Annotated in this window: 28 protein-coding genes; 13 read left to right on the plus strand and 15 right to left on the minus strand. The window is 67.9% G+C overall.

Annotated elements, in window-relative coordinates; all coding sequences use genetic code 11:
* Window positions 1–2: 2 nt before the first annotated feature.
* Window positions 3–269, minus strand: a complete 267-nt coding sequence (locus U1701_RS03490; protein ID WP_332781130.1) for a hypothetical protein — start codon at window positions 267–269, stop codon at window positions 3–5.
* On the opposite strand from U1701_RS03490, the gene U1701_RS03495 reads away from it, so the two are divergent.
* Window positions 268–627: an HIRAN domain-containing protein gene (locus U1701_RS03495; RefSeq protein ID WP_332781131.1), complete on the plus strand. Its 360-nt coding sequence runs from the start codon at window positions 268–270 to the stop codon at window positions 625–627. The genes U1701_RS03490 and U1701_RS03495 overlap by 2 nt on opposite strands.
* Before the next feature lie 393 nt (window positions 628–1020).
* Window positions 1021–1287 carry a hypothetical protein gene (locus U1701_RS03500; protein WP_332781132.1) on the plus strand — a complete coding sequence of 89 codons (267 nt, stop codon included), beginning with the start codon at window positions 1021–1023 and terminating at the stop codon, window positions 1285–1287.
* 62 nt (window positions 1288–1349) lie between these two features.
* On the opposite strand, the gene U1701_RS03505 is transcribed toward U1701_RS03500, so the two are convergent.
* On the minus strand, window positions 1350–1913 hold the full coding sequence (locus tag U1701_RS03505) for a helix-turn-helix domain-containing protein (RefSeq protein ID WP_332781133.1): 564 nt from the start codon (window positions 1911–1913) through the stop codon (window positions 1350–1352).
* Between the two features lie 84 nt (window positions 1914–1997).
* On the opposite strand from U1701_RS03505, the gene U1701_RS03510 reads away from it, so the two are divergent.
* The 3 genes from U1701_RS03510 to U1701_RS03520 all read left to right on the plus strand — a co-directional run bounded on the left by U1701_RS03510 (window position 1998) and on the right by U1701_RS03520 (window position 4044).
* Entirely contained in the window at window positions 1998–2441 is a 444-nt protein-coding gene (locus U1701_RS03510) for a DUF6456 domain-containing protein (protein WP_332781134.1), read from the plus strand.
* A 42-nt stretch (window positions 2442–2483) separates the two neighbouring features.
* On the plus strand, window positions 2484–3422 hold the full coding sequence (gene dapF, locus U1701_RS03515; protein ID WP_332781135.1) for a diaminopimelate epimerase: 939 nt from the start codon (window positions 2484–2486) through the stop codon (window positions 3420–3422).
* 73 nt (window positions 3423–3495) lie between these two features.
* Window positions 3496–4044 carry a fasciclin domain-containing protein gene (locus U1701_RS03520; protein ID WP_332781136.1) on the plus strand — a complete coding sequence of 183 codons (549 nt, stop codon included), beginning with the start codon at window positions 3496–3498 and terminating at the stop codon, window positions 4042–4044.
* 81 nt (window positions 4045–4125) lie between these two features.
* Here U1701_RS03520 and U1701_RS03525 read toward each other — a convergent pair whose 3' ends face one another.
* A complete protein-coding gene (locus U1701_RS03525; RefSeq protein ID WP_332781137.1) occupies window positions 4126–5391 on the minus strand; it encodes a NupC/NupG family nucleoside CNT transporter in 1266 nt (421 codons plus the stop codon).
* 126 nt (window positions 5392–5517) lie between these two features.
* Here U1701_RS03525 and U1701_RS03530 point away from each other — a divergent pair, with 126 nt between their 5' ends.
* On the plus strand, window positions 5518–6153 hold the full coding sequence (locus U1701_RS03530; RefSeq protein WP_332781138.1) for a queuosine precursor transporter: 636 nt from the start codon (window positions 5518–5520) through the stop codon (window positions 6151–6153).
* 127 nt (window positions 6154–6280) lie between these two features.
* On the opposite strand, the gene U1701_RS03535 is transcribed toward U1701_RS03530, so the two are convergent.
* From U1701_RS03535 to U1701_RS03560, 6 genes are all read right to left on the minus strand, one after another.
* On the minus strand, window positions 6281–7954 hold the full coding sequence (locus U1701_RS03535; RefSeq protein WP_332781438.1) for an ATP-binding protein: 1674 nt from the start codon (window positions 7952–7954) through the stop codon (window positions 6281–6283).
* A 60-nt stretch (window positions 7955–8014) separates the two neighbouring features.
* Window positions 8015–8734, minus strand: a complete 720-nt coding sequence (locus tag U1701_RS03540; protein ID WP_332781439.1) for a TIGR02186 family protein — start codon at window positions 8732–8734, stop codon at window positions 8015–8017.
* Window positions 8735–8763: 29 nt separating this feature from the next.
* Window positions 8764–9678 (minus strand): sulfite exporter TauE/SafE family protein, encoded by a 915-nt coding sequence (locus U1701_RS03545; RefSeq protein ID WP_332781139.1) that lies wholly within the window; start codon window positions 9676–9678, stop codon window positions 8764–8766.
* Window positions 9679–9709: 31 nt separating this feature from the next.
* Window positions 9710–10417 carry a hypothetical protein gene (locus tag U1701_RS03550; RefSeq protein ID WP_332781140.1) on the minus strand — a complete coding sequence of 236 codons (708 nt, stop codon included), beginning with the start codon at window positions 10415–10417 and terminating at the stop codon, window positions 9710–9712.
* A 275-nt stretch (window positions 10418–10692) separates the two neighbouring features.
* Complete coding sequence (locus U1701_RS03555; RefSeq protein ID WP_332781141.1) at window positions 10693–12072, minus strand: glycosyl transferase family protein; 1380 nt, start codon at window positions 12070–12072, stop codon at window positions 10693–10695.
* 272 nt (window positions 12073–12344) lie between these two features.
* A complete protein-coding gene (locus U1701_RS03560; protein WP_332781142.1) occupies window positions 12345–12836 on the minus strand; it encodes an outer membrane protein assembly factor BamE in 492 nt (163 codons plus the stop codon).
* A gap of 80 nt (window positions 12837–12916) precedes the next feature.
* On the opposite strand from U1701_RS03560, the gene U1701_RS03565 reads away from it, so the two are divergent.
* On the plus strand, window positions 12917–13465 hold the full coding sequence (locus U1701_RS03565; RefSeq protein ID WP_443025984.1) for a ubiquinol-cytochrome C chaperone family protein: 549 nt from the start codon (window positions 12917–12919) through the stop codon (window positions 13463–13465).
* Window positions 13462–13986 carry a YceD family protein gene (locus U1701_RS03570; RefSeq protein ID WP_332781143.1) on the plus strand — a complete coding sequence of 175 codons (525 nt, stop codon included), beginning with the start codon at window positions 13462–13464 and terminating at the stop codon, window positions 13984–13986. Before U1701_RS03565 ends, U1701_RS03570 begins: the two co-directional genes overlap by 4 nt.
* 90 nt (window positions 13987–14076) lie before the next feature.
* Here the strand turns inward: U1701_RS03570 and U1701_RS03575 are convergent, their stop codons facing one another.
* Together U1701_RS03575 and U1701_RS03580 are read right to left on the minus strand one after the other, a co-directional pair.
* On the minus strand, window positions 14077–14616 hold the full coding sequence (locus tag U1701_RS03575) for a SixA phosphatase family protein (RefSeq protein WP_332781144.1): 540 nt from the start codon (window positions 14614–14616) through the stop codon (window positions 14077–14079).
* Between the two features lie 8 nt (window positions 14617–14624).
* The gene (locus U1701_RS03580; RefSeq protein WP_332781145.1) at window positions 14625–17327 is read right to left on the minus strand and encodes an ATP-dependent DNA helicase; all 2703 of its coding nucleotides are present in this window, start codon (window positions 17325–17327) and stop codon (window positions 14625–14627) included.
* Window positions 17328–17592: 265 nt separating this feature from the next.
* Here U1701_RS03580 and U1701_RS03585 point away from each other — a divergent pair, with 265 nt between their 5' ends.
* The 3 genes from U1701_RS03585 to U1701_RS03595 are packed head-to-tail and all read left to right on the plus strand — an operon-like array spanning window position 17593 to window position 20104.
* The gene (locus U1701_RS03585) at window positions 17593–17892 is read left to right on the plus strand and encodes a hypothetical protein (RefSeq protein WP_332781146.1); all 300 of its coding nucleotides are present in this window, start codon (window positions 17593–17595) and stop codon (window positions 17890–17892) included.
* A 44-nt stretch (window positions 17893–17936) separates the two neighbouring features.
* On the plus strand, window positions 17937–19502 hold the full coding sequence (locus U1701_RS03590) for a lysine--tRNA ligase (protein WP_332781147.1): 1566 nt from the start codon (window positions 17937–17939) through the stop codon (window positions 19500–19502).
* Window positions 19502–20104, plus strand: coding sequence for an SOS response-associated peptidase family protein (locus tag U1701_RS03595; RefSeq protein WP_332781148.1), 603 nt, complete (start codon window positions 19502–19504; stop codon window positions 20102–20104). Before U1701_RS03590 ends, U1701_RS03595 begins: the two co-directional genes overlap by 1 nt.
* A 5-nt stretch (window positions 20105–20109) precedes the next feature.
* Here the strand turns inward: U1701_RS03595 and U1701_RS03600 are convergent, their stop codons facing one another.
* A complete protein-coding gene (locus U1701_RS03600; protein ID WP_332781149.1) occupies window positions 20110–21333 on the minus strand; it encodes a dipeptidase in 1224 nt (407 codons plus the stop codon).
* A gap of 269 nt (window positions 21334–21602) precedes the next feature.
* Window positions 21603–22373: an energy transducer TonB gene (locus U1701_RS03605; protein ID WP_332781150.1), complete on the minus strand. Its 771-nt coding sequence runs from the start codon at window positions 22371–22373 to the stop codon at window positions 21603–21605.
* A gap of 178 nt (window positions 22374–22551) precedes the next feature.
* On the opposite strand from U1701_RS03605, the gene bla reads away from it, so the two are divergent.
* Together bla and U1701_RS03615 are read left to right on the plus strand one after the other, a co-directional pair.
* Window positions 22552–23439: a subclass B3 metallo-beta-lactamase gene (gene bla / locus U1701_RS03610; RefSeq protein WP_332781151.1), complete on the plus strand. Its 888-nt coding sequence runs from the start codon at window positions 22552–22554 to the stop codon at window positions 23437–23439.
* Window positions 23440–23493: 54 nt separating this feature from the next.
* Window positions 23494–24009, plus strand: a complete 516-nt coding sequence (locus tag U1701_RS03615; protein ID WP_332781152.1) for a YciE/YciF ferroxidase family protein — start codon at window positions 23494–23496, stop codon at window positions 24007–24009.
* Between the two features lie 287 nt (window positions 24010–24296).
* Here the strand turns inward: U1701_RS03615 and U1701_RS03620 are convergent, their stop codons facing one another.
* Both U1701_RS03620 and U1701_RS03625 read right to left on the minus strand, forming a co-directional pair.
* Complete coding sequence (locus U1701_RS03620; RefSeq protein ID WP_332781153.1) at window positions 24297–25226, minus strand: electron transfer flavoprotein subunit alpha/FixB family protein; 930 nt, start codon at window positions 25224–25226, stop codon at window positions 24297–24299.
* Complete coding sequence (locus tag U1701_RS03625; protein ID WP_332781154.1) at window positions 25223–25969, minus strand: electron transfer flavoprotein subunit beta/FixA family protein; 747 nt, start codon at window positions 25967–25969, stop codon at window positions 25223–25225. The genes U1701_RS03620 and U1701_RS03625 overlap by 4 nt, the downstream gene beginning before the upstream one ends.
* Window positions 25970–26023 lie beyond the last annotated feature (54 nt).

Here is a 26023-nt window from a genome sequence, read left to right on the forward strand (position 1 = left end):
CATCAGCATAGAATTGCTCCTTCGACCTCACCACAGACGTGCGCGCGGTGCACGTTGGGGAAGAGCGCCGCGATGTGGCCGCTGTGGCTTCGGGTCATGCGGGGTGGCCAGCGCCGACAGATGCCGACCGCGCCGATCGGCTCGCCCACCGGCTGAACGGTGCGTCGCAGGCCGACTTCGCGGCGAAGTGGATGCAGGAACGAACTCACCACTTCGATAGTCGGGATCGACTTCCCGAACCCCGACAAGAGCCAGTCGAAACGGCGCATGGAGATCACGCTCTGTGCGCCTGGCGATCCGGTCGAGCTGCGCTGCGAGCCGAAGAACGAGCACGACAACAACGCCATCGCGGTCTGGTCTGAACGCGGGGTCCAGATGGGCTATGTCAGCGCCGAGCGAGCGCCGCTGATCGGGACGCGGATGCAGGGCGACGAGGTCGCCGCGGTGTTCCAAGGACTGGTGCACGCAGGGGCCTACATCCGGATCCGCTTTGGTGGCGGGCTTCCTACCCTGCCCTCGGTCCCAATCGATCCGCAGCGCGCGCCGCCGGCTCCGCGGTCAATGCGCGCCGGGCCGCGGCCGGTGTTTGATCCGCATGCGTTCTATCCGGGCGAGGAAGGACCCTAGTTTGGCGCTTAGCCTCGGCGTTGCCCGTCGATCACTTGGGGGCATTCTCGGGGGCATTATTAGAAGCGACCATGCCATTTTACGAGTATCAGTGTGGTAGGGTCATCGCCCACCATTCCTTTGTTTAGCCACCCGCGGCGGGCAGCAATGGCCCAACGGGTGCGAAAAACCGTCACTCGGCTTCTCATCCGCGATTAGTCTATCGCGTCAAAGCGCGAACGATGTCGGGGCCAGTTGAGCGTATCGATTCGGGAACTGGAGTATCGCGTTTTTGGATCGGCATCTGCCTGTGTGCGAGCACGCCATCGCCGCTCAAGATGTGTCGTTATCCGTCGCAACCTATTGTTCTCAAGCACAAGTCCGGTATCGTGTCGAGGAACAGGGAGCCGCATGATGAAGATGGTGATGGCAATCGCGTTGATCATAAGTCCGGGGATTGCTTGTGCCAGCGCGCAGGACGTCGCCAAACCGGATGAGAAGCCCGCAAAGGAAAAGAAGATCTGTCGTTCGTTGACGCCAACGGGCTCATTCATGGCGACGCGCGTATGCAACACCGCTGCAGCCTGGCGCGCGTTCGACGGCGAAACTGCGGCCGGCGCCGATCAGACCCGCAGTGTGTACCGGATGACCAGCGCAGGCACGCTGCTGGATAAACATTAAACGGTCCGCAGGGGGCGTCGTCAACTAGAGCGTGCGATGTGCGGTAAGGACATCGAACACCCTCACAGCACGCGAAGCAGACGCACCGCGCGGGCGATCCAGGCCGGGTTCGCGACCGTCTGGGGCCCAGCACCGCGCTCGAGCGGTGCGACCGTCGCACTCTTGTCATCGAGCCCGATCAGCCGGCCGAACACGAACCGCCCCGCGGCGTGCGGCACCAGCACGTCGCGGTTCATCGCCCCGGCGAATGCGTCGGGTTCCAGCATCTCGCACCAGATCTCGTCGCCGGTCCGATAGTCGCCGATACCGCCGGTTACGGTGACGGCGACCTGTCCGGGCGCCGGTTGCGGCGGCGCGGCGACGGTGGCGCGGCGCGGCGCGTGCGCTCCATTCGCGTCGAGCAGCGCGGCGACGGGCAGATCGGCACGGCCGGGCAGCTTGACGAGGTCTGCCGCGGTTACCCCGAGCGCGTCGGCGATGCGGTTGAGCCAGCCGACCGAGACGGTGCGCGTCCCCGTCTCGAGCCGGCCGATCGTCTGCGCGGTGGTCGGCGGTACGCAGGCACGGCCGACGTCGTCGAGCGTCATGCCCTTGGCACGGCGGACTTCGCGGATCGCAGTGATCATGACCTTCTCCAAACCAGATAGGTTCGCCCCTGTCCTACAAAGCGGACGATATGGCAAGACGGTCGCGACTCGAAGGAGGACGATATGCGCGAACTCGTGGAACGATCGATCGATGCGGGGGTGGGGCGTGGCCGCACCGTCACCGTCAATCTGGCGGAATCGCCGCTCGGGTGGCTGCGGTCGCGCGCGTTGATCGACGCGCGGCAGTTCGAGGCGGGCGAGCGGCTGCGGGCGGACTATGAGCGCGCATTGCTGGCGCCCTGCGTAACGATGCGCTGGGCTGCGCGCGTCGACGGCGGTGCGGGCGAAGGGCTCGATCCGACCACCGCGCAGATCGCGGCAAAGCGTCGGTTCGATGCCGCGGTGGCCGCCGCAGGGCCCGGGCTTTCAGACATCCTGTGGCGGGTGGTGTGCGCCGGCGAAGGCGTTCCCATGGCCGAGAAGGCGCTCGGCTGGCCGGCGCGTGCGGGGCGGTTGGTGCTGACCTTCGCGCTCGATCGCCTTGCGGACCATTACGGCCTGCGGTGAGACGGCATTGCCGCGGCGGTAGGTGCGGCCTAGATCGCTGCCATGCGGTTCGACATCACCAAATGCCACGGTTCGGGCAACGACTTTCCCCTGATCGATGCGCGTGCGCTGGCGCTCGGCGATGCGGACTGGGCCGTGGTCGCGCGGGCGCTGGCCGATCGGGCGGGCCCCGTGGGCGGCGACGGCCTGTTGCTGCTCACCACGGGCGACGACACGCATGATTTCGGCATGCGGATGTTCAATTCGGATGGCAGCGAATCGGAGACGTGCCTCAACGGGCTGCGCTGCGTCGCGCGCGCCGGGTTTGCCGCGCTGGGGCTGGAGCAGGCGCGGGTGCGGCTGAAGACCAGCGACGCCGTCGTCGTGCATGACCCCGATCTAGCGCCCGGCGTCTTCACCGTGCGCGAGACCGCCGGCCCTGCGTCGCGCGACATTACCGCCTGGCCGATGGCGCTCGCGCGGTCGGAGAACATCGATTTGCCGATCGCCGGACTATCGAGCGAGCGCGCGTTCACCGCGGTGGCCATGCCGAACCCGCATCTCGTCGCGTTCGTCGAGACGGTCGACGAGGCGGAACTGGTGCGCATCGGCACGGTGTGCGAATCCGCCCCCGCCTGGTTGCCGAACCGTGCCAATGTCAGCTTCGTCGAGTTGCGGGGCGCGAACCTGTTCGTGCGGACGTTCGAGCGCGGCGTCGGGCTGACCGACAGTTGCGGGAGCGCGATGGGGGCGTCGACCTATGCCGCGTGCCTGACGGGACGGATCGCGTTCGATACGCCGACGACGGTGTTCAACAAGGGCGGCCGAATCCGTGCCGAGGCAAGCGCGGATGGCATGGTGACTCTGTCGGGGAACGCGACGGTGGAATGGACCGGAAGCGTCGAGGTCGATCTGGAGACCGGCGTGGCGACCGGGCTGACGATCGAGACGCGGTTCTCGGATGAGATTACCGCGTGGTCGGGGGTGTTGGCCGCGATCTGACACTTTGCGTTAATCCGCCCAGCGCGCCCGTATCTCCGGCGGCATCCGAACCAGGATGCGCTAGGAGAGAGCCATGCATTCCATCGTCCGTACCGCCATCGTCGCGACCGCGCTCGTCGCCGGTGGTTCTGCGATTGCCCAAACCAACCCGCGTGTGGGCGGCGCCGCGATGTACGCGACCAAGACGATCGTCGAGAACGTGGTCGCTTCGAAGGATCACACCACGCTGGTCGCCGCGGTCAAGGCCGCGGGGCTGGTCGAGACGCTGTCGGGCCCGGGTCCGTTCACGGTGTTCGCACCCACCAACGCCGCGTTCGCCAAGCTGCCCGCGGGCACCGTCGACACGCTCGTGAAGCCCGAGAACAAGGCGCAGCTGACCAGCATCCTGACCTATCACGTCGTCCCCGGCGCGGTTAGCGCAGCGGACATCGCCGCGAAGGCCAAGGCCAATGGCGGCACCGCGACCTACACGACCGTCCAGGGTGGTACGCTCAGCTTCATGAAGGCCGGCAGCGGCTGGGCGATCATGGACGGCAAGGGCGACAAGGGGCGGATCACCATCGCCAACGTACGTCAGTCGAACGGCATGATCCATGTCATCGATACGGTGATGATGCCCTAAGCTGTTCCCCCACGCGGGCGGGAGTCCAGGGTTACGGGCGGTGTCGCCCGTTGCTCCTGGGCTGCCGCTTTCGCGCGAGAACTAGGAAATCAGCAAGCCGGCGAGTGCCGCGGACATCAGGTTCGCGAGGCTGCCTGCCGCCAGTGCACGCAGGCCGAGCTTTGCGATCATCGGGCGCTGGTTGGGGGCGAGGCTGCCGGTCACCGCCATCTGGATCGCAATCGACGAGAAATTGGCGAAGCCGCACAGCGAGAAGGTGATCACCGCGATGGTGCGCGGGCTGAGGCCCTGTTGCGTGCCGAGCGAGATGTACGCGACGAATTCGTTGAGGACGATCTTCTGCCCGAACAGGCCACCGGCGACCTGCGCCTCGTTCCACGGCACGTTGAGCAGGAACATGATCGGCGCGAAGACATAGCCGAGCAGACCCTGGAAGCTGAGCCCGGGCAGTCCGATGACGTTGCCGAGTCCGCCGAGCAGACCGTTGGCGAGCGCGACCAATGCGACGAAAGCGAGCACCATCGCGCCGACCGCAACCGCGAGGCGAACCCCGGTCTGCGCGCCTTGGGCGGCCGCCATGATCAGATTGGCGGGCTTTTCCTCGTCATGCGTCGCTTCGGGCAGCGGCTCGCCTGCGGTGGATTCGCCCGGGATATCGCCGAGCGCCAGTTCGCCCTCGGGCGGGGTGACGCGATCGGGCATGATGATCTTGGCCATCAGGATGCCGCCCGGCGCCGCCATGAAGCTGGCCGCGAGCAGATAATCGATGCGGATTCCCATCGACGCGTACGCCGCGAGGATGGTGCCGGCGACGCCGGCCATGCCGCTGGTCATCACGGTGAACAATTGCGCGGGCGTCAGGCCGGCGAGATAGGGGCGGATGACGAGTGGGGATTCGCTCTGCCCGACGAAGATGTTCGCCGCCGCGCACAGCGATTCGACCTTCGAGACGCCAATCACCTTTTCGATCGCCCCGCCGACCCAGCGCACGATCAGCTGCATGACGCCGAGATAATAGAGGATCGAGACGAGGCTGGCGAAGAAGATGATGACGGGCAACGCGGCGATCGCGAAGCTCTGTCCGCCGATCTCGGGGGTCGCCATCTTGCCGAACAGGAATTCGGTGCCTTTTTGCGAATAGCCGAGCAGATTGGCGACGCCGCCCGACATCGCGCCGAGCACGACCTTGCCGAAGCTGGAATAGAGCACCAGCACCGCGATCCCGGCCTGGAGGGCGAATGCCGCGCCGACGACGCGCAGCCGGATCGCGCGGCGGTCGGTCGAGAGCAGGATGGCGATACCCAGGATCACGGCGATACCGCAAAGGCCGATGAGAAGTCTGTTCATGCGTGCGCTTGCGCTCTTCCAAAATGTCCCGACGCAGCCCCCCGGGCGCGACGATCCGACATGACACGCACGCGCGGGGCTCGCTAGTCATTTGACGCCGGCCCGAAACGCGGTAGCGTCGCCGCGATGGATCATACACCGCCTGCGATTTCGCGTTCCCTGTTCGTTTTTTCGGTTCTGTACGGCGGGATGGTCTGCATCGCAGGCGTGCTGGGCGTGAAGCAGGTGGCGCTGGGGCCGCTGGCGGTCGAAGCCGGGATCTTCGCGTTCCTCCTGCTCGTGGTGCTGAGCAGCGCGGTCGCCGAGCTGCATGGGCAGAAGATCGCGACGTCGCTGGTGCGGCTGGGGTTCATCCCGCTGGTGGTGTCCGCGGTGCTGATCCAGCTGGTGCTAGCGCTGCCGCACGATCCCGGCATGTACCCGCCCGCGATCGACGCCTTCCCGATCGTGGTCGGCCAGGGCGCGCGGATGATGATCGCCGGGCTGATCAGCTACGGGATCTCGCAATCGCTCAACGTGCTGATCTTCGCGAAACTGTCGCGAGGCGAAGGCAGGCTGGTATGGCTGCGCGGGATGATCGCCAGCGTGATCTCGCAGATCATCGACACCGTGTTGTTCATCACCATCTCGTTCCTCGGCGAACGCCCCATCCTGGCGCTGATGGAGGGGCAGATGCTCACCAAGGTCGTGTTGTCGATAGTGCTGGTGCCGTTCCTGATCACCTTCTTCGTGCGGTTGGGGCGGCGGTTGGATCGGGGCTGAACCAAACCCCGTCCGTCATGCCGGACTTGTTCCGGCATCCACGGCGCCGCACGCCCCAAGCCATCGAGTGCGCGGCACGGTGGACCCCGGAACAAGTCCGGGGTGACGGAGGATAGGGGACGGGCTTCTATTTCCCCTGCGCGCGCCAGCGCTGGATGGTGCGGCCGATGATCTGATCTTCGCCGCCGACGTCGCGCCAGAGTTTGGAGAACAGCGGGTCGCCGGATGCCGGGCACTTGGCGTCTTCGAGGCCGTCGAACGCGACGCGCACCGGAATGGTCACGCCTTCGCCGCAGATGATGCATTCACGGTTGCGCAGCGCGGGGATCGAATCGAGGAAGCCGCGCGCGCCCTCGGGCATCGCGGCGCGGACGAACGCCTGGTCGCGATCGTTGTTGAGCCGCATCGCGATGATCGTGCCGCACTGCGACAGCACGCCCTCGGCGAGATCGGACGGGCGCTGGGTAATCAGGCCCAGTGAGACGCCGTATTTGCGGCCTTCCTTGGCGATCCGGCCGAGAATGCGGCCGACCGAGTTGGTCGCCTCCTGCCCCGCGGGGATGTAGCGGTGCGCTTCCTCGCAGACGAGCAGGATCGGGCGCTGCTCTTCGTTGCGCGACCAGATCGCATAGTCGAACGTCATCCGCGCCAGCACCGCCACCACCACGGCGGTGATGTCAGACGGCACGCCCGACACGTCGATGATCGAGATCGGCTTGCCGTCGCCGGGCATGCGGAAGATGCGCTGCAGGAACGTCGCCATCGTATCGGCGACCAGCATCCCCGAAAACATGAAGCCGTAGCGCGGATCGGACTTGATCTCGTCGATCTTGGTCTTGAGCCGCAGATAGGGCGCGGTGTCGCCGGCGCGGTCCATCTTGCCCATCTCGAGGCCGATGATGTTGGTCAGGTCGCTTAGCAGATAGGGAATCGGCGCGTCGACGGTGAGCTTGGCGATCTCCTGGCCGAGCCGGCTCTTGGCCTTGGCCATCAAAAGGCACTTGGCGAGGATATCGGCGTCGAACTGGCGATCGGCGCCGCTGCTGGTCAGGAAGACCTCGCAATGCTCCTCGAAGTTCATCAGCCAATAGGGCATCTGCAGGTTCGTGACGTCGTAGATCGCGCCGTTGCGCTTGAACGCCGCGCCATATTCGCCGTGCGGGTCGATCATCACGATATGGCCCTGCGGCGCCAGTTCGCAGATCCGGTGGAGGATGAGCGCAGCGCCGGTCGACTTGCCGGTACCGGTCGACCCGACCAGCGCGAAATGCTTGCCGAGCATCGCATCGACGTAGAGCGCCGCCCGGATGTCCGTGGTTGGATAGACCGTGCCGATCTCGATGTTCGCGCGGTCTTCGGCGGCGTAGATCTGCTTGAGGTCGGACGTGGTGATCGGAAACACCTCGCACCCCGGCATCGGATAGCGGGTGACGCCGCGGCGAAAGCGGTAGAGCTTGCCGGTCAGGCGCTCCTCATCGCCCTCGCCGAGAAAGTCGATCTCGGCGACGACGCGCGTCCCCGCCGAATCGTCGAGCTTGAGCGAGCGGACATTGGCGACCAGCCAGGTCGAACCCACGCGCATCTTGATCTGGCTGCCGACCGACCCCGCCGACGCAACCACCGGATCGGGATCGTCGATCAGAGTCTCGATCGACGCGCGGTCGAGCAATACCCGGCTGCTGGCCCCGGCGATCGCGAAGACATAGCCGATCGCCACGGTTTGGCTGCCCCCCGACGGCGCCGCCGTACCGCCCGTCGCCACCGCATGCTGAAATGTCTCGGCTCCGAACATCTGCGTCATCGTGGCTACGCCCTTGGTCATACTGGCCAACCCTATGAACGATCAGGCGTAAAGATCGTGTTATGCGCGTCGGGCGATCCAGCCTGCCGCCCACCCTAGCAGGATCGAGAGCGCGACCGCGGTCAGCCCGTAGACCACGGCAGAGCGATCGGCCGCGCGCGCGACGAAGCGTTCGAACCCCGATTTGCGGATATCGATATCGCGCACCGCCGCCGCCAGCACGCGGCCGTCGCGAATCAGGAAGGTCTCGGCGGTGAATCGGCCGACCGGGACGCGCGCCGGAATCGTGACTCGGGCACGGTAGAGGACACCATCGGTGATCTCGACCGAACCGGGGGCCGCGTAATAGAGCCCGGCGCGGCGCTTGAGATCGACCAGCCCGCGCTGAAACCGGTCCTGCATGTCGGCAGGCGCGCTCGACGCCGGCGATAGCTGAAGGCTGTCGAGCCCGAGTTCGTAGATCGCGCGGGTACGATCATCGACGATCCGCTCGATCGGTCGCGACGAAGCGATCGCGTAGAAGCTGGGCGCCGAGCGATAGCGCAGCCGTGCGGCATTGATCCAGATCCCGGCGACCTTTTCCTTCTCGCGGATCAGCACCGACTGGGTCGGCCCCTTCACGACGACGACGATATCGGTCGGCCGACTGGCGCCGGGAACGCGCCCGCCGGGATAAAGAATCGCGCCGAACAGCAGAAGCTCGGCACCGGTGAAGCTGTAGGCGATCTCGATGTTGCGCTGGCTAACGTCGGGGACGAGCACGGGCTTGGCCTGCGCCATCAGCAGCGGCGCGAGAAACAGCAGGCGTTTCACGACAGCGTCACCGAGAAGATCTCCTCGGGCCGCCAGACGAGCCCCAGCAGGATGCGCAGTCCGACGAGCAGAACGATGACGGCAAGCGCCAGGCGGAGATATTCGGGCTTTACCTTGGTCGCGAGCCGCGCGCCGACCTGCGCACCGATCACCGAGCCGAGCAGCAGCAGCGCCGCGAGCACGATATCGACCGCCTTGGTCGTCGTCGCATGCACCATCGTCGCGACCGCGGTGACGAACAAAGTCTGGAACAGCGAGGTACCGACGACGACGCTGGTCGCCATGCCGAGCAGATAGATCATCGCCGGAACGAGGATGAAGCCGCCGCCGATGCCGAGCAGCATCGTCAGGATGCCGGTGCCGAAGCCCAGCAGCAACGGCGCGAGCGGCGAGATATACAGACCGGACGCATAGAAGCGTGTCCGGAGCGGTAGTGCGGCGACCAGCGGGTGATGGCGGCGCTTCTTCGCGCGTGGCGGCAGGCCGCGGCGTTGCAACCCGATCGTGCCGAGCGATTCGCGCGCCATCAGCCCGCCGATCGACCCGAGCATCAGCACATAGACGATCGCGATCACCGTATCGATCTGCCCGCTCGCCTGCAGCAGGCGGAACAGCCAGGCGCCGAAGAACGCACCGATGACGCCGCCTGCGACCAGCACCCCGCCCATTTTTGTGTCGACGCCGCCGCGCCGGAAATGCGCGAACACGCCCGACACGCTGGCGCCCGTCACCTGGCTGGCGGCCGAGGCGGCGGCGACAGTCGGCGGGATGCCGTAGACGATCAGCAACGGCGTCGTGAGGAACCCGCCGCCGACCCCGAACATCCCCGACAGCAGCCCGACCCCGCCCCCCAGCAGGATGATCACGAGCGCGTTGACCGACAGATTGGCGATGGGGAGGTAAAGATCCACGCCGCCGTTATAGCCGCTGATGCCGCCGCGGCTAGAAGTCGCTGCCGATCGACAGCGCCAGACCCGATCCCGGTCGCGCAGTGCCACCGATCCGCTGGCGCCAGTCGAGGTTGAACCGGATCGCGGTGCCCGCCACCGGCACCGCGACACCGAGCGTGGGGCCGATGTCGAAACGCTTCGCGCCGCGTTGCGCGCTGCCCCAGGCGCCGAGCCCCAGATCGAGCCGCTTGCCCGCGATGTGCGCGACGGGATGCGTGACTCGCGCGGCGGTGTCGATGAAGGTCTCCACGCCGTCGCGCGCGATGGCGCCGGCCTGACCATAGGCTTCCAATCGAACGCCGGTAGCGATGTCGGCTGGGCCATAGCCGCCGACGACGCCGATCGTCGGGCCGCCGCGCCCGCCATCGAGCGACACGCGCTGTTCGGCGATGATCCGGACGGGAAGCCGGGTCGGCTGCCAGTCGAGACCGAAGGCTGCCTCGCGCCCGCGCCCCTTCATCGGCGCCGAGACGCGCGCGGCGAGCGCGACGCGCCGGGCCGCACCGAGCGCATAGGTGAACCGCACACCGGCCTGCGACGCGCCGAGCTGGCCGCCATCGAGCGATCCAGCGGGGCCGCCGCGCGCGAGCAGCCAAGCGCTGCCCGCAAGCCGGTTGCGCCCGGTTGCGCGCGGCGTCGGGACGAGCGGCGGCGGCAGCGTCGCTTGCGCTGCCCCGATAGCGGGTTCTGGGGCTGTCACTGTCGCTGCCGGGACCGACGAGGCGGGATGCGGGGCCGTCACCGCTACGCTGCGCACCATCGGTCGCGACAGCACGCGATCGATCGCTGCCTCTACCCTGATGCCTGGCGCCGGGCGGGTCGGTGGCGGACGCGGCCGGAGTGGGGCCGCCGCGGGCGCTACCCATGTGGTCTTCGCGTCGGGAAGCGGGTTTGCCGTCGGCAATAAGGCCACCGTCCGGATCGCTACCCAACTGCCCAATGTCAGCAATAGGAAGCGAAGCGGTCGGCCGCCCTTCACGGCAACGCCGCCCCCAGGTCGGGAAACTCGTGGCGGGTCTTGTCCCACACCGGCGCACCGCCGCGGAGCATGCGGATATAGCGCAGCATCGCGCGCGGCGCCGCGTTGAGCGCCACGAAATTGCCGACGACGAAACGCGGCAACGACCAGCAGGCCTCACGCATGCCGTAACTGCGCGCGGTGAAGATCATCCGCGTCATCAAGCGCCAGCCGAGCAGCAGCGTGTTCGCGATCAACAGCCAGATGCCCGGCCAACCGCCGCCGGCCGGGCGTGAACCGTCATACCAGTGGAGCCCCCCAGCAAAGGCCCAGGCGATCAGCGCGCAATAGGCCGTCGCGAGCACGACGACGGCCAGCGGCGCGCGCCGGTCGCGCATCCGCATCCAGTGGTCGGCAAGCGCGAGCGGACGCGACCAGCCGGTCCGGTCCCAGCCGGCGAGCGCGATCCCGGTCATCCAGCGCGCCTTCTGACGCACCGCGGACTCGATCCGGTGGGGAAAAAAGGCGCGAACCGCGACGATCGCGCCGCGGACATCGTCGAGCCGCGCGAGCGTCGCGCGCGCGCCGCATTCGGCCATCCGCAACCCGAGTTCGTAATCCTCGGTCAGGCTGGTCGCATCGAACGGGTCGCCGCCGCGCTCGGCGGCGATCAGCGCGAGGATATCGGGCGCGATCGCGCACCCGGTTCCGGCTAGCGGCATGCCCGCGCCCAGCGCCGCGCGAACCACCAATTGCTTGGCATGGGCTTCGGCGAATTCGTCGGCGTAATGCCCCGACACGAGCTGCGCGCCGCGCTTGACGAGGGGCAGTACGGGCAGCTGGACGACGTCATAGTGCTCGATCAGCGTGTCGAAGACGCGCAGTTCGTCGGCGTGGACGACATCCTCGGCATCGTGGAGCACGATCGCCTTGGTCGCGGTCCGGCTGCGGGCATCGTCGCGTTGCAGCGCGCGCCACAGCGTGTTGAGGCAGTCTGCCTTGGTCGTCGGGCCGTCGCGTGGACCAACCACCAAGCGGATCCGCGAATCGCGCTCGGCGACCGCGGCGGCGGCCCTGATCGTGCCGCGATCATTGGGATAGACGCCGACATAGATGCGATAGTCGTGATGGTCGAACCGCTCGAGCGCGGTCGCCAGCATGTCGCCGATCACCGCGACCTCGTCCCACGCCGCGACGAAGACGGCGATTCGTCCCGGCCGTTGTGGTGGCGGCAACGCGGCGACGGTCGCCCGCGCGCGTTTGCCCTGTCGCAACCGCGCGACGAGATAGACCAGATCGACCAGAAGATCGTCGATACCGCCGACCAGCAGACCGACCGCGGCGAACAGCATCGTCTCGCGCGCGATCGCATCGATGACCCAGACCGACTCGCCCATTTTTGCCCCCCGGCGCGAAAGTTACCGGGCGGATGCTCCATTTTGGCGCAAGTCAGGTTCGATTCGGATGTTTCGCGCGCTTTTACCTGTCAGCGCGTGCGACATTATCTGCCAGAGCGTGTGACGGGCCGAGAACCAAAACGCGCGTTGCACGTTGCAGTACCGATCCCTTTATCCCCTTTCGGGATCGGTGCCGGTCGAGGCCCGGTCGCGCCACTGCGTAGTGTGGCGCGACCAAACCTTCTCCGTACCGCGCATTCTAAACGCGCCGATCAGGGACGATCGCGATTGCCACCGGCGCCCTGGCCACCGCCGGCGCCGGCCGCACCAACCGTGCCGATGTTGCCGAACAGGTCCTGGAAGAAGCCGCGCTGGCGACCGAGCGTCGGCGTGGTCTTGCCGTACGGGCTGATCGACGCGACCTGTTCCATCCCGCTGCGCCGGATGGCAGTCACGGTGCCCCGCGCGTCGAAGCTGATCTGCAGCGTGATCTGCGCGTTGGGGCGCGGATTGCGGAAGGCGTAGTTGCGGCTGTCGCGCGCGAGATAATACCAGTCGCCCTGGTCGAATTGGCCGGTGATCGTCGGCTTGCCAAGAGTCGCCAGCACCGACTGGCGGTTGTCGACACCGGGCTGGACCGAATTGACGAGGTCGACGTCGACGACATAGCCCTGGTGCGAGCGCAGCTGGGCACAGCCGCCGGTAGCGACCGCCGCGAGCAACGCCACGGCGGCAAGACCCGTACGGGCGGAAAACACGCTCATAAACAACTCCCAGGGCGGGGTACGCGGAACAGGCGCGCGTGCGCGATTGCATCGACGGCCGATCGCCTCGATATGCGAGGATGCGCGGGCAGACAAGCCGCGGCGCGGAAAGGCGTGTTGCTTTGGGGTGGTTCGGCCGATTGCTGGGAGAGAAGCGCGACGAGGCGCTGCCGCTGTACAACGCGGTGGTGATGCACGCGCGCGCGGAACATTGGTATCTGGAAGGCGGCGTGCCGGACACGGTCGACGGCCGGTTCGATATGATCGCGACGATCCTGGCACTGGTGATGCTGCGGCTGGAAGCCGAGCCGGCGGGCGGCGAGCCTGCCGCGCGACTCGCCGAGCGATTCGTCGACGACATGGACGGGCAGCTGCGCGAATTCGGGATCGGCGACATCGTGGTCGGCAAGCATATCGGCCGGATGATGGGGATGCTGGGCGGGCGCCTCGGCGCGTATCGCGACGGACTGGCCGCAGGCGACATCGACGGCGCGATGATCCGCAACCTGTACCGGGGCGTCGTGCCGACGCCTGACGCGCTTGGCCATGTGCGGCTCACCCTGATGAACTTTCATGCGGCGCTCGCCGCGACGCCGATCACCCATTTGCTCGCAGGAGAGTTGCCGTGACCCCCGAATTCAGCCGCCGCGAACGGCTCGACACGATCGGCGAACGCGAGCGCAGCGTGACGATCACCGCGGATGCGGGCGAGCGCGAAGCGGTCGCGAAGCGCTTCGGGCTGGTGTCGGTCGGCCGGCTGGAGGCGACGCTGGCGATCCGCCGCGACGCGGGCAGCGTGCTGGCGCATGGCCGCGTCTCGGGCGACGTGGTGCAGGCCTGTTCGGTCACCGACGCGCCGTTGTCGGTGACGATCGACGAGCCGGTGTCGTTGCGCTTCGTCGAGGAACTGGCGAGCGACGTCGAGGAGATCGAGCTGTCGGAGGACGTGCTCGACACGATGCCGATCGAGAGCGGCGCGATCGATCTGGGCGAAGCGGCGGCGGAGACGCTGGCGCTCGCGCTCGATCCGTTCCCACGCGGGCCAGGTGCTGCGGCGGCGCTGACGGCGGCGGGCGTGGTGGCGGAAGAGGATTTCCAGCCGGTGAACGCGTTTGCCGGGTTGAAGGCGAAGATGGGCGGCACGGACTGACCGTCATCCCGGGCTTGTCCCGGAATCCAGGGTTGCAGACCGTAGCGGGTGGTACTCTGGATGCCGGGACGAGCCCGGCATGACGGAAGATCAGTCGACGTCGGGGCCGAGATCCGGGTCGAGATCGCGGGGGCGGATGAAGCGGACTAGCGTGGCGGCGCCCGCGGCGACATCGCTCCAGGTGTCGGTATCGAACCGCAGTTCGGCGAGGCTGGCGGTCGGGTATTTTTCCTCGACCGCGTCGCGGAGCGAATCGAGCGCGTCGGGGACGAGCATCAGCACCAGATCCTCGAGCCCCGGATTGTGGCCGACGAGCAAGGCACGTTCGATGTCGGCAGGCAGATCATGGACGACATCGAGCAACGTCCCCGCCGAGGCGAGGTAGACCCGCCGATCCCAAACCGGCGCGAGCGTGCGGCCGGAGCCGGCGACGATCTCGTCGAGCGTTTCGCTGACCCGCACCGCGGGCGAGGCGACGACATGGTCGAAATCGAGCCCGAGCGATCGGATGTGGCGCCCGACCATCGCCGCGGCGCGCCTACCCTTGGCGTTGAGCGGGCGGTCATAGTCGCGCGCGACCGGATCGTCCCAGCCGGACTTGGCGTGGCGCAGCAGCGTCAGCGTCTTCATGGGCGTCCTCAGGCGGGTTCGTGCAATCCATGCCCCAGGCGGACGCCGGAGGAAAGCCGTGCCGCGACTCGGGTCACCGCTTCGTCGAGCGTGACTCGTGTGATCGTCACGCCCGGCGGGAAGGCGGTGAGCAAACGCGACGGCATCGCCGCGGACAGCATCACGAACGCGCCCGAATCGTCGGCGCGGCGAATCAGACGGCCGAACGCCTGCGCCAGCCGCGCGCGGACGATGCGGTCGTCATAGGCCGAACCGCCGCCGGCCAGCCGCCGCGCACCGTGAAGGACCGAGGGCTTGGGCCATGGCACGCCCTCCATGACGACGAGGCGCAGCGAGTGGCCGGGCACGTCGACGCCGTCGCGCAGCGCATCGGTACCGAGCAGGCTGGCGCCGGGATCGTCGCGGAAGATGTCGACCAAGGTACCGGTATCGATCGGGTCGACATGCTGCGCGTGGAGCGGGAGGCCCTCGCGCGCCAGCCGGTCGGCGATGCGGCCGTGGACGCCGCGCAGCCGCCGGATCGCGGTGAACAGCCCGAGCGTACCGCCGCGGCTGGCGACGATCAGGCGCGCATAGGCGTTGGCGAGCGCGGCAACGTCGCCGCGCTTGACGTCGGTGACGATCAGCACCTCGGCCTGCTTGGCGTAATCGAACGGACTGACCGCCTGGAACCGCGCGGCGGGGCGGGCGAGATGCGGCGCGCCGGTGCGGGCTTCGGCGACCTCCCAGTCCCCGCCGCCGGTCAGCGTCGCGGAGGTGACGAGCGCACCGTGGGCGGGCTTGAGGACGATTTCGGCGAACGGGCGCGTCGGATCGAGCCAATGGCGGTGAAGCCCGATGTCGAATTCGCGGCCCTCGATCCGGTCGACCGCGAGCCAGTCGACGAAGTCGGGATCCGCCGGGCCGCCGATGCGCGCTAGCAGCGACAGCCAAGCCGCCACCGTCTCCGCGCGCCAGCCGATCGAGGCGATCGCGCCCTCGACGCGCGCGCGGGCGGGGCCGTCGAGCCAGTCGGGGGCTTCCGCGAGCACCGCCTCCAGCCGCCGGCCGAGCGTCACCAGCGGGCGGACCAGCGCGTCGAGCGCGGCGGCGGCGGGCGCGGCCGCTTCGATCAAAGTCGCGTCGGGTTCGGCCAGTTCGGTCTCAAGGCCGTAGCCCGCATCGCCGGGCTGTTCGGCGCGCGCGTAGGTGAGGCCGCGGACGGCGGCGAGCAGCGTTTCGACCGGACCGAACGGCGCCCCCTCGCCCACGCGCTGCAGCCAGCCGTCGCTGGCGAGCGCGCCCGCGGCGGCGACCGCCTCGGCGATCGCGCGCGCGCCGCCTTCGTCATAGCTTGCAACGTCGGACAGCCGTGCGGCGAGCCCGCGACGGCGGCCGCGACCGCCCGATTCGGGGCCGAGGATCCAGCGGCGCAGTTCGATCGTCTCGGCGCCGGTCAGCGCGGTCGCGAACATCGAATCGGCGGCGTCGAAGATGTGGTGGCCCTCGTCGAACACGTAGCGCGTCGGCCGCGTCGCAAGTTCGCGCCCGCGTGCGGCGTTGACCATCACCAGCGCATGGTTGGCGATGACGATGTCGGCTTCGGACGAGGCGCGCGCGGCGCGCTCGATGAAGCATTTCTTGTAATGCGGGCAGCCGGCATAGACGCACTCGCCGCGGCGGTCGGTCAGCGCGGTCGATCCGTTGCGGCGGAACAGGGTCGGCAGCCAGCCGGGCAGATCGCCGCCGACCATGTCGCCGTCGGCGCTATACGCCGCCCAGCGCGCGACCAGGTGCGCGAGGATCGCCGCGCGACCGGCGAACCCGCCCTGCAGCGCATCCTCGAGGTTGAGCAGGCAGAGGTAGTTCTCGCGACCTTTCCGGGTCACGACCTTGGCCTTGCGCGTCGCCGCGTCGGGATAGAGCCGCGCGGTTTCCTGGCCGAGCTGGCGTTGCAGCGTCTTGGTATAGGTCGAGATCCACACCGCGCCGCCCGCCTTTTCCGCCCAGAGCGAGGCGGGGGCGAGATAGCCGAGCGTCTTGCCGATCCCGGTACCAGCCTCGGCGAGGACGAGGTTGGGCGTGTCGCGGACAGCGCGCGGTGCGAAGGCGGCGGTGGCGGCGCCGGCATAGGCGCGCTGGCCCGGGCGTTCCTCGGCGCCGTGGCCGGTCAGGTCGACGAGCCGCGCCTCGGCATCGCCGGGTTCGATCGTGACGGTGCGCGGCGCCGGCCGCGGCGCGTGCTCTTCCCATTCGGGCAGGCGGCTGAACAGCCAGCGTTCGTTGACCGCGGGCTTCTTGAGGCGATCGGCAACGACCGGGGCCCAGGGCCAGCGCAGCCGGAACAGCGATTGCGCCGCGGTCCAGGCGCCCTCGCGCTCTGGCCAGTCGCCGTCGGTGATGTCGAGCAGCGCATCCGCCGCACGGAGCAGGAACGGCGCGATCTGCGCATCGTCGGCGGGCATCGGCAGGTTCGCGACGCGTGCGAGCCCTTTCGGCGTCGGCACCGCGAACTGGCCGGGGCGGAGAAAGGCGTAGAGTTCGAGCAGGTCGAGCCCGGTCAGCTCGGCATAGCCGAGACGCTGGCCGATCAGGGGGGCGTTGAGCAGGATCACGGGGGTGTCGGCGGCGATCCGGATCGCTTCGCCCCGCCCAACCGCGCGGGTTTCGTCGCCGGTGGCTATCCAGATGCCGGCGTGGCTGGCGTGCAGGGCTGGATAGGGGAGTGGCATGAGGCAGATATCGCGTGTGGGGAACGAAAGGGCAACAGGGGGTTGCCGTTCGCCCGACCCAAACACTCCGTCACCCCGGACTTGTTCCGGGGTCCATGGCGCCGCGAAGCCAACTGGCCGTAGAATTTGCCGCACGATGGATGCCGGAACAAGTCCGGCATGATGAAGGGTGTGAGGTCTGCTTACCCATCGCGACGCCGCTCGCCATGCAACCGCCGCCGCCCGCACGCGTTGCGCCAGAGATCAAACACCAGGGAGATACTGCATGCGTAACGTTCTGATGGCGCTCAGCGCCTTGTCGCTGGCAATTCCGGCCGCCGTTGTCGTGCCGGCGAGCAAGGCCGAGGCGCGCAAGGAGTATCGCGGCAAGAACCAGCGCTATCGTGCCAAGCGCTGCCGCCATTCGAGCGGGACGACGGGCCTGGTTGCAGGCGGCGTCGGTGGCGCCTTGGCAGGCAATGCGCTGGGCGGCGGGCTGCTCGGCACGGTGGCCGGCGGTGCGGCGGGTGCGCTCGGCGGGCGTGCGATCGACCGGTCGATCACCGCGAAGGATCGCTGCCGCTGATAGCAGGGTGACGGATATCGGCCGAGGCGCTAGTCGCTTCGGCCATGACCGACGATCTCCGCACCGCCGCCCTCGAGTCCAAAGCCTGGCCGTACGAGGAAGCGCGAAAACTGCTGAAGCGCTATCCGGCGGGCAAACCCGGCGGTGCGCCGATCCTGTTCGAGACCGGCTACGGGCCGTCCGGGCTCCCGCATATCGGCACGTTCAACGAGGTGCTGCGCACAACGATGGTGCGCAACGCGTATCATGCGTTGTCGGACACACCGACGCGGCTGATCGCGTTTTCGGACGATATGGACGGGTTGCGGAAAGTGCCGGACAATGTGCCGAACGGCGCAATGCTGGCGGAGCATCTCGGCAAGCCGCTGACGCAGGTGCCCGATCCGTTCGGGTGCCATGACAGCTTCGCCGCGCACAACAATGCGACGCTGCGCGAGTTCCTCGACCGTTACGGCTTCGAGTATGAGTTCGCGTCGTCGACCGACTATTACACCAGCGGCCGGTTCGACGAGGCGCTGAAGGGCGTGCTGCGGCACTTCCAGGGTATCCAGGACGTGATGCTGCCGACGTTGCGCGCCGAGCGGCGTGCGACCTATTCGCCGGTGTTGCCGATCTCACCGACTAGCGGGATCGTGCTGCAGGTGCCGATCGAGGTCATCGATGCCGAAGCGGGTTTGATCGCGTTCGAGGATGAGGGCCAGCGGATCGAGCAGTCGGTGCTCGGCGGTAAGGCCAAGCTGCAGTGGAAGGTCGACTGGGCGATGCGCTGGGTCGCGCTCGGCGTCGATTACGAGATGGCGGGCAAGGATCTGATCGATTCGGTGACGCAGTCGTCGAAGATCGCGCGGGTGCTCGGCGGGCGGCCGCCCGAGGGGTTCAACTACGAGATGTTCCTCGACGAGAATGGCGAGAAGATCTCGAAGTCGAAGGGCAACGGGCTCAGCCTCGACCAGTGGCTGACCTATGGGCCGCAGGAGTCGCTGGCCTTCTACGCCTACCGCGAACCGAAGAAGGCGAAGTCGCTGCACATGGGCGTGATCCCGCGTGCGGTGGACGAATATTGGCAGTTCCGCGGCAATTATGCCGGGCAGGACCTGAAGCAGAAGCTCGGCAATCCGGTGCATCACATCCACGACGGCACGCTGCCGACGGGCGAGCTGCCGGTGACGTTCGGGCTGCTGCTCAACCTGGTCGGCGTGATGGGCGATGCGAGCAAGGCGCAGGTCTGGGGGTATCTCTCCAACTATGTCGTGGACGCGTCGGCGGAGCGATATCCCGAGCTCGACAAGCTGATCGATCACGCGCTGGCCTATGGTCGCGATTTCGTCGCGCCGACGTTGAAGCGGCGCGCGCCGGAGGGTGTCGAGATCGCGGCGCTGGAGCGGCTCGATGCCGAACTCGCCGCACTTCCCGCCGATGCGAGCGCGGAGGACATCCAGAACATCGTCTACGAGATCGGCAAGACCGGCGGGTTCCACACCCTGCGCGACTGGTTCAAGGCGCTGTACGAGACGCTGCTCGGATCCGAACAGGGGCCGCGGATGGGCAGCTTCATCGCGCTGTACGGGATCGCCAATTCGCGCAAGCTGATCGCCGAGGCGCTGGGCTGATGTGCAACGAGGCCGCCCGGCGTATCGCCCTCGGCGAGTTGCGCGAGGACTGGTCGCAGACGCGGATCCCGCTGCATTTTCCCGAAGGGCTGCCCAACATGGCGCCGCTCGACGGGTTCCGGATCACCGATTCGACAGTGATCATCCGCGGGGTGGACGGGGCCGCCGACGCCGCCGAGCTGGTGACGCGGCGGTGGAGCTGGCCCGGCGCGCACGGCAAGCCGGTGTACAATTTCCGCTCCGACGGGCGCGAATTCCGGCATGGCCGGTGCCTGGTCCCGGTCGACGCCTTCTACGAATTCACGACGCCCGAGACGCCGCCGGGCGGACCCAAGCCGAAGCGCAAGACGCGCTGGGCGTTCCGGCTGACCGATCACCGCTGGTTCTGCATCGCCGGGCTGTGGCGCGCCGACCCGGGGGTGGGCGAGGCGTTCACGATGCTGACGTGCCCGCCCGGCCCTGATATAGCGCCCTATCACGACCGCCAGATGGTCGTGCTGGGGCGCGACGACTGGGCGGCGTGGCTGGACCCTGCGATACCCGCCGCGGATCTGTGCCGGCCGTTGCCCGAGGGCCGTCTCGTGGCGGAACAGGTGACCTGACTGGGTTAGCGCGCGGCGATGTCGGTCGCGTCGCCCGGTGGCACGGAGGCCGTGCTCTTCGCGACCGCCTCGACGCGCTCCATGACACGCAGGATGTTGCCGCCGGAGAGTTTGGCGAGATCGGTGTCGCTCCAGCCGCGGCGGGCGAGTTCGGCGAACAAAGTCGGATAACCGTCGACCCCGGTCATGTCGGCAGGGCTGGTGCCCTGGATGCCGTCATAGTCGCCGCCGAGCCCGACATGATCATGGCCCGCCACGCGCGCGACATAGTCGACATGGTCGGCGACCGTCGCGGCGGTCACGCGCGGTTCGCGGTGTACGGCGTCCCAGGCGATCAGCGGTCCGGCGGCCTTGGCGCGATAGGCGTCGGCGGGGACGCCGACCGACGCGGCATAGGCGGTGCGCGCCTGGTCCCATGCGCGCCAGTCGGCGGAGAGGAAGGCGGGGTAGCAATTGACCATGATGACGCCACCGTTCGCGCCGATTGCTACGAGCAGATCGTCGGGGATGTTGCGTGGTGCGTCGGCGAGCGCGCGGGCGCTGGAATGCGAGGCGATCACCGGCGCCTTGGTGGCCGCGAGTGCGGCGCGCATCGTCGCGTCGGAGACATGGCTGACGTCGACGACCATGCCGATGCGGTTCATCTCGGCGACGACCTGCCGCCCGAAATCGGTGAGCCCGTTTGCGCGCGGGGCATCGGTCGACGAATCGGCCCAGGCCAGGCTCTTGCCGTGGGTCAGCGTCATATAGGCGACGCCGAGCGCGCGATATTGCCGCAGGACCGACAGGCGGCCGTCGATCTGGTGCCCGCCCTCGACGCCGATCAGCGACGCGATCCGGCCCGCTTTCTCGATGCGGCGGATGTCGGCTGCGCTGCTGGCCAGTTCGAACGCGCCCGGGTGCGCGGCGACGAAGCGGCGAACGATGTCGATCTGTTCGAGCGTCGTCTCGACCGCGCGAGGGCCGGTCAGGTCCGTTGGAATCCACACCGACCAGAACTGACCGCCGACCCGGCCTTTGCGGAGGCGCGGGATGTCGGTCTGGAGCGGATAGGGGAGTGCCGCGGTGTCGCGCGCGAGGGGTACGGATTCGGGGTTGGCCGCATGCCGCTCGCGGATTTCCCAGGCGAGGTCGTTGTGGCCGTCGATGACCGGCGTGCGCGTGAGGATACGGTCGACGCGGGTGGCGACGCTGGGGTCGGCGGCGAGAAGCAGGAGCACGGCGATCATGGCGTTGCGGTCCGCGAAAGGTCGTAAAGGTCACGCGCGCGGGCTGTTGCCGCGCGGCAGAACATATTGCGGGGATCGGTGTTCGTCACGTCTGCGAAGGTGGCACAGCATTGCATGTGTAGGACAGCGGTTTCGGAATGTGCCCGTACCCGCCCCGGCGAAGGCCGGGGCCCAGGTGGGAAGGCCTCTGCGACGACGGGTGACCTTCAGTACCACTGTCCCCCAACTGGGCCCCGGCCTCCGCCGGGGGAAGCTAGCGCGGTGGGTGACTATTCGTTCTCATCGCCGTATCCGCCACCGTCGTCGGTCTCGAACCAGTCCTGGTTGTGGAACACCGTCGACACCACCGGCCGCCCGGCCGCGTCGAGCGAGGGGCGGTAGCGATAGCGCTTCTCGATCAGGCGGCAGGTGATGCCGTCTAGCGCGGGCTTGCCGCTGGAGCGCGTTATCCGGCATTGGCTGACACGGCCGTCGGTGCCGACGGTGTAGCGCACGCCCAACCGGCCGACGACGTTGTTCTCGCCGACCAGCGCCTCGGCCTCGCGGAAATCGCCGCGGCTGAAGCGGCTCTTGATCAACCGCGGCGGGGTTTCGTCGCCGCCGTCGCCGTCGCCATCACCCGCGCCGCCGCTGCCTGTGCCGTTGCCGACTCCACCGGCACCGGTGCCGGGACCGGGCACGGGCGCGGCGCCGGTGTTCGCCGCGGCACCGACGCCGGATTTGAGGGCGACGATGACCTGCGGCGGGACGATCGGGGGTACGATCGGTTTCGGCGCGACGATCTCGGTCGCCTTGGCGCGCAAATTGGCGGGCGACGCCGCGCCTTCGGGGCGATGGCTCTTGGCGGGACGGGGAATAACGCGTTCGGGCGGCGGCGGGGGTGGCTTGGGGCCGACCGCGAAGAGTTTGAGCGCGTCGGGCACGACGCCGGGCATCGTCACGCCGAGACCCAGAATCAGCGCATAACCGATGATCGCGCAGAGCAGGATCGCGGCGGTCGCGGATGCGATCCGGTCGCGGGGAGCCTGAACGCCATACATCGCCGGTATTTGGGTTGGCGGCGGGCGGAGGGCAAGCGTTCGCCCACCCCGCTCGTCATCCCGGGCTTGACCCGGGATCCAGAGCCACGAACGGTGCTGCCCGATACCCTGGATCCCGGATCAAGTCCGGGATGACGAATTGGAGGACGAGGTGGCGCGCTTCTTACGTGTAGGAATCATGGCGATCGGTCTGCTCTCCACACACCCGGTCGCTGCCGATGTGCCGACCGCGGCGCACCCGGCACGCTTCGCCGCGCATCAGCGCCAGTGCCAGGGCAAGGATGGGTGGAGCGACCCCGCGCCACCGGTGCGGATCTTCGCCAACGTCTATGACGTAGGCACCTGCGGGATCGTCGTGCTGCTGGTGACCGGGCCCAGCGGCCATGTGCTGATCGACGCCGCGACCGCCGAGGCGGTGCCGTCGATCGTCGCCAACATCCGGCGACTGGGACTGCGACCGTCGGACGTGAAACTGATGCTGTCGAGCCACGAGCATGGCGATCACGCCGGTGGTTTCCGCGGGATGCAGCGCGCGACCGGGGCGACGCTGGTGGCGAGGGCGGCAGCGCGGCGGGCACTCGAAAGCGGCGTGCCGGCGGCGGACGATCCGCAGGGCAACGGCATCGCCGAGTTCGCCGGCGCGCGCGTAGGGCGGATCGTCCGCGACGGCGAGACCGTGGTGCTGGGGCCGATCAGGCTGACTGCGCTCGCAACGCCGGGGCATTCGCCGGGCGGGACGTCGTGGACGTGGCGGTCGTGCGACCGCGGCGCGTGCCGGACGATCGTCTATGCGGACAGCCTGAGCGCGATCTCCGGGGACGGATACCGGTTCGCCGACCATGCGGCCTATGTGGCGCGGTTGCGGAGCACGATAGCCAAGGTCGGGCGCCTGCGCTGCGACGTCGTGATCACGCCGCACCCCGCGGCGAGCGACTTGTATGCGCGGCTCGGCGGCGGCGCGGCCTTGATCGATCGCACCGGGTGCGCGCGCTATGCCGCGGCGGCGCGGACAAAGCTGGACCAGCGGCTGGCCAACGAGGCGACCGGGAAACTTCGCGCGCACTAGACGTTGTTTCACAGCCGAAGCGATTGGCTTCGCGTGGCTATGCGAGGAACCATCATGGGCCTGTTTTCCAAAGACATCACGACGTTCGACGACCTGTTCCTGCACCAGCTGCAGGACGTCTATTATGCCGAGAACCAGATCGCCAAGGCGCTGCCCAAGATGGCGGAGAAGGCAACCGCGCCGGCGCTGAAAAAGGCGTTCGAGACGCATCTGCGCGAGACCGAAGGGCAGATCGCGCGGCTGGAGCGCGTGTTCGAACTGCTTGGCGAGAAGGCGAAGGCGGTGACCTGCCCCGCCATCGACGGGATCATCAAGGAAGCCAACGAAGTCGCGGGCGAGATCGCCGACAAGGCGGTACTCGATGCCGGGCTGATCGCGTCGGCACAGGCGGTCGAGCATTACGAGATCGCCCGTTACGGCACGATGATCGCGTGGGCGAACCAGCTGGAGCGGACCGAGATCGCGGCGATCCTCAAGGAAACGCTCGACGAGGAATATGCCACCGACGACAAGCTGACCGCGATGGCGACGTCGAAGGTCAATCCGAAAGCCGAGGCGGTGACGGCGTAGGGAGAGGGTTAAGACGTCCGTCATGCCGGACTTGTTCCGGCATCCGCCGTGTCGCAAACTCGTTACGTTTGTCTCGCGGGACGGTGGACCCCGGAACGGGTCCGGGGTGACGGGGTGGGATAGTAAAGGTTCTGCAAACGAAGAAGGGCGGCACGACATTGGTCGGGCCGCCCTTTTGCTTGGCGCGCGACGCGGAAGTGAATTCCGCGTCTTCGTCGGACGGCGCTGGAGCGCCGCCGGCCGGGCTTGCTGTTGCGCTAGGGCTTCGCCCTGCGCAGCGGCTTTGCCTACAGCTTCGCCGTCAACTCGGGCACGACCTTAAACAGGTCGCCGACCAGGCCGATGTCCGCGACCTGGAAAATCGGTGCGTCCTCGTCCTTGTTGATCGCGACGATGACCTTGGAGTCCTTCATGCCGGCGAGATGCTGGATCGCGCCGGAAATGCCGATCGCGACATAGACTTCGGGAGCGACGATCTTGCCGGTCTGGCCGACCTGATAGTCGTTGGGGGCATAGCCTGCGTCCACCGCCGCACGGCTCGCGCCGACGCCGGCGCCGAGCTTGTCGGCGAGCGGATCGATCAGCGCGTGGAACTGCTCGCTCGAGGCGAGCGCGCGGCCGCCCGAGACGATGACCTTGGCGCTGGTCAGTTCGGGACGCGTGTTCGCCGCGATTTCCGAGCCGGCGAAGGTCGACAGGCCCTGGTCGCCGGTGCTGGCGACGGCCTCGATCTCGCCCGAACCGCCAGTTGCGGCGGCCTTGTCGAATGCGGTGCCGCGGACGGTGATGACCTTCTTCGCATCCGACGACTGCACGGTGGCGATCGCGTTGCCCGCATAGATCGGGCGGGTGAAGGTGTCGTCGCTCTCGACCGACAGAATGTCGCTGATCTGCATGACGTCGAGCAGGGCAGCGACGCGCGGCGCGATGTTCTTGCCGTTGGAGGTCGACGGCGCGACGAACGCGTCGTGATGGTCCATCAACGCGACGACCAGCGGCGCGACATTCTCGGCGAGCGCATGCGCATAGGCGGCGTCGTCGGCGACGTGGACCTTGCCGACACCGGCGATACCCGCAGCCGCGGTCGCGACGGCGACGACGCCCTGCCCTGCCACCAGCAGATGGACCTCGCCCAACTGCGACGCCGCGGTCACCGCGGAGAGCGTGGCATCCTTGACGGTGGTGCCGTCATGTTCGACCCAGACGAGCGTCTTCACTTGGCAACTCCCATAGCCTGCAGTTTGCCGACGAGTTCGTCGACGCTGGCGACCTTGATGCCCGCCGAGCGCTTGGCGGGCTCGACGACCTTGAGCGTGGTCAGCCGCGGGGTGACGTCGACGCCGAAATCGGCGGGCGTCTTGTTCGCCATCGGCTTCGACTTGGCCTTCATGATGTTGGGCAGCGAGGCGTAGCGCGGCTCATTGAGGCGAAGGTCGGTGGTGATGATCGCGGGGAGCTTGAGCGTGTCGGTCTCGGCGCCGCCATCGACTTCGCGCGTGACGTGGACCGAACCGTCGGCGATCTCGACCTTGGAGGCGAACGTGCCCTGGCCCCAGCCGAGCAGGCCAGCGAGCATCTGCCCGGTCTGGTTGTTGTCGTCGTCGATCGCCTGCTTGCCGAGCAGGACGAGATCGGGCTTTTCCTCCTCGACGATCTTCGCAAGGATCTTGGCGACGCCGAGCGGCTCGACCTTGGTCTCGCTGACCACCAGGATCGCGCGGTCCGCGCCCATCGCGAGCGCGGTGCGCAGCGTTTCTTGCGATTTCTGCTCGCCGATCGAGACGACGACGATTTCCGTCACGCCCTTGTCCTTGAGGCGAATCGCCTCTTCGACCGCGATCTCGTCGAACGGGTTCATGCTCATCTTGACGTTCGCCAGATCGACGCCCGTCCCGTCCGCTTTCACGCGGGGCTTCACGTTGTAGTCAAGCACACGCTTGACCGGCACCAGCACCTTCATTGCAGACCCTTCCAAGGTGAATCACTTTTGCCTTGCGGCATCGGCCTGTCAGAT

The organism is Sphingomonas rhamnosi, assembly GCF_036663615.1.
GTDB lineage: Bacteria > Pseudomonadota > Alphaproteobacteria > Sphingomonadales > Sphingomonadaceae > Sphingomonas.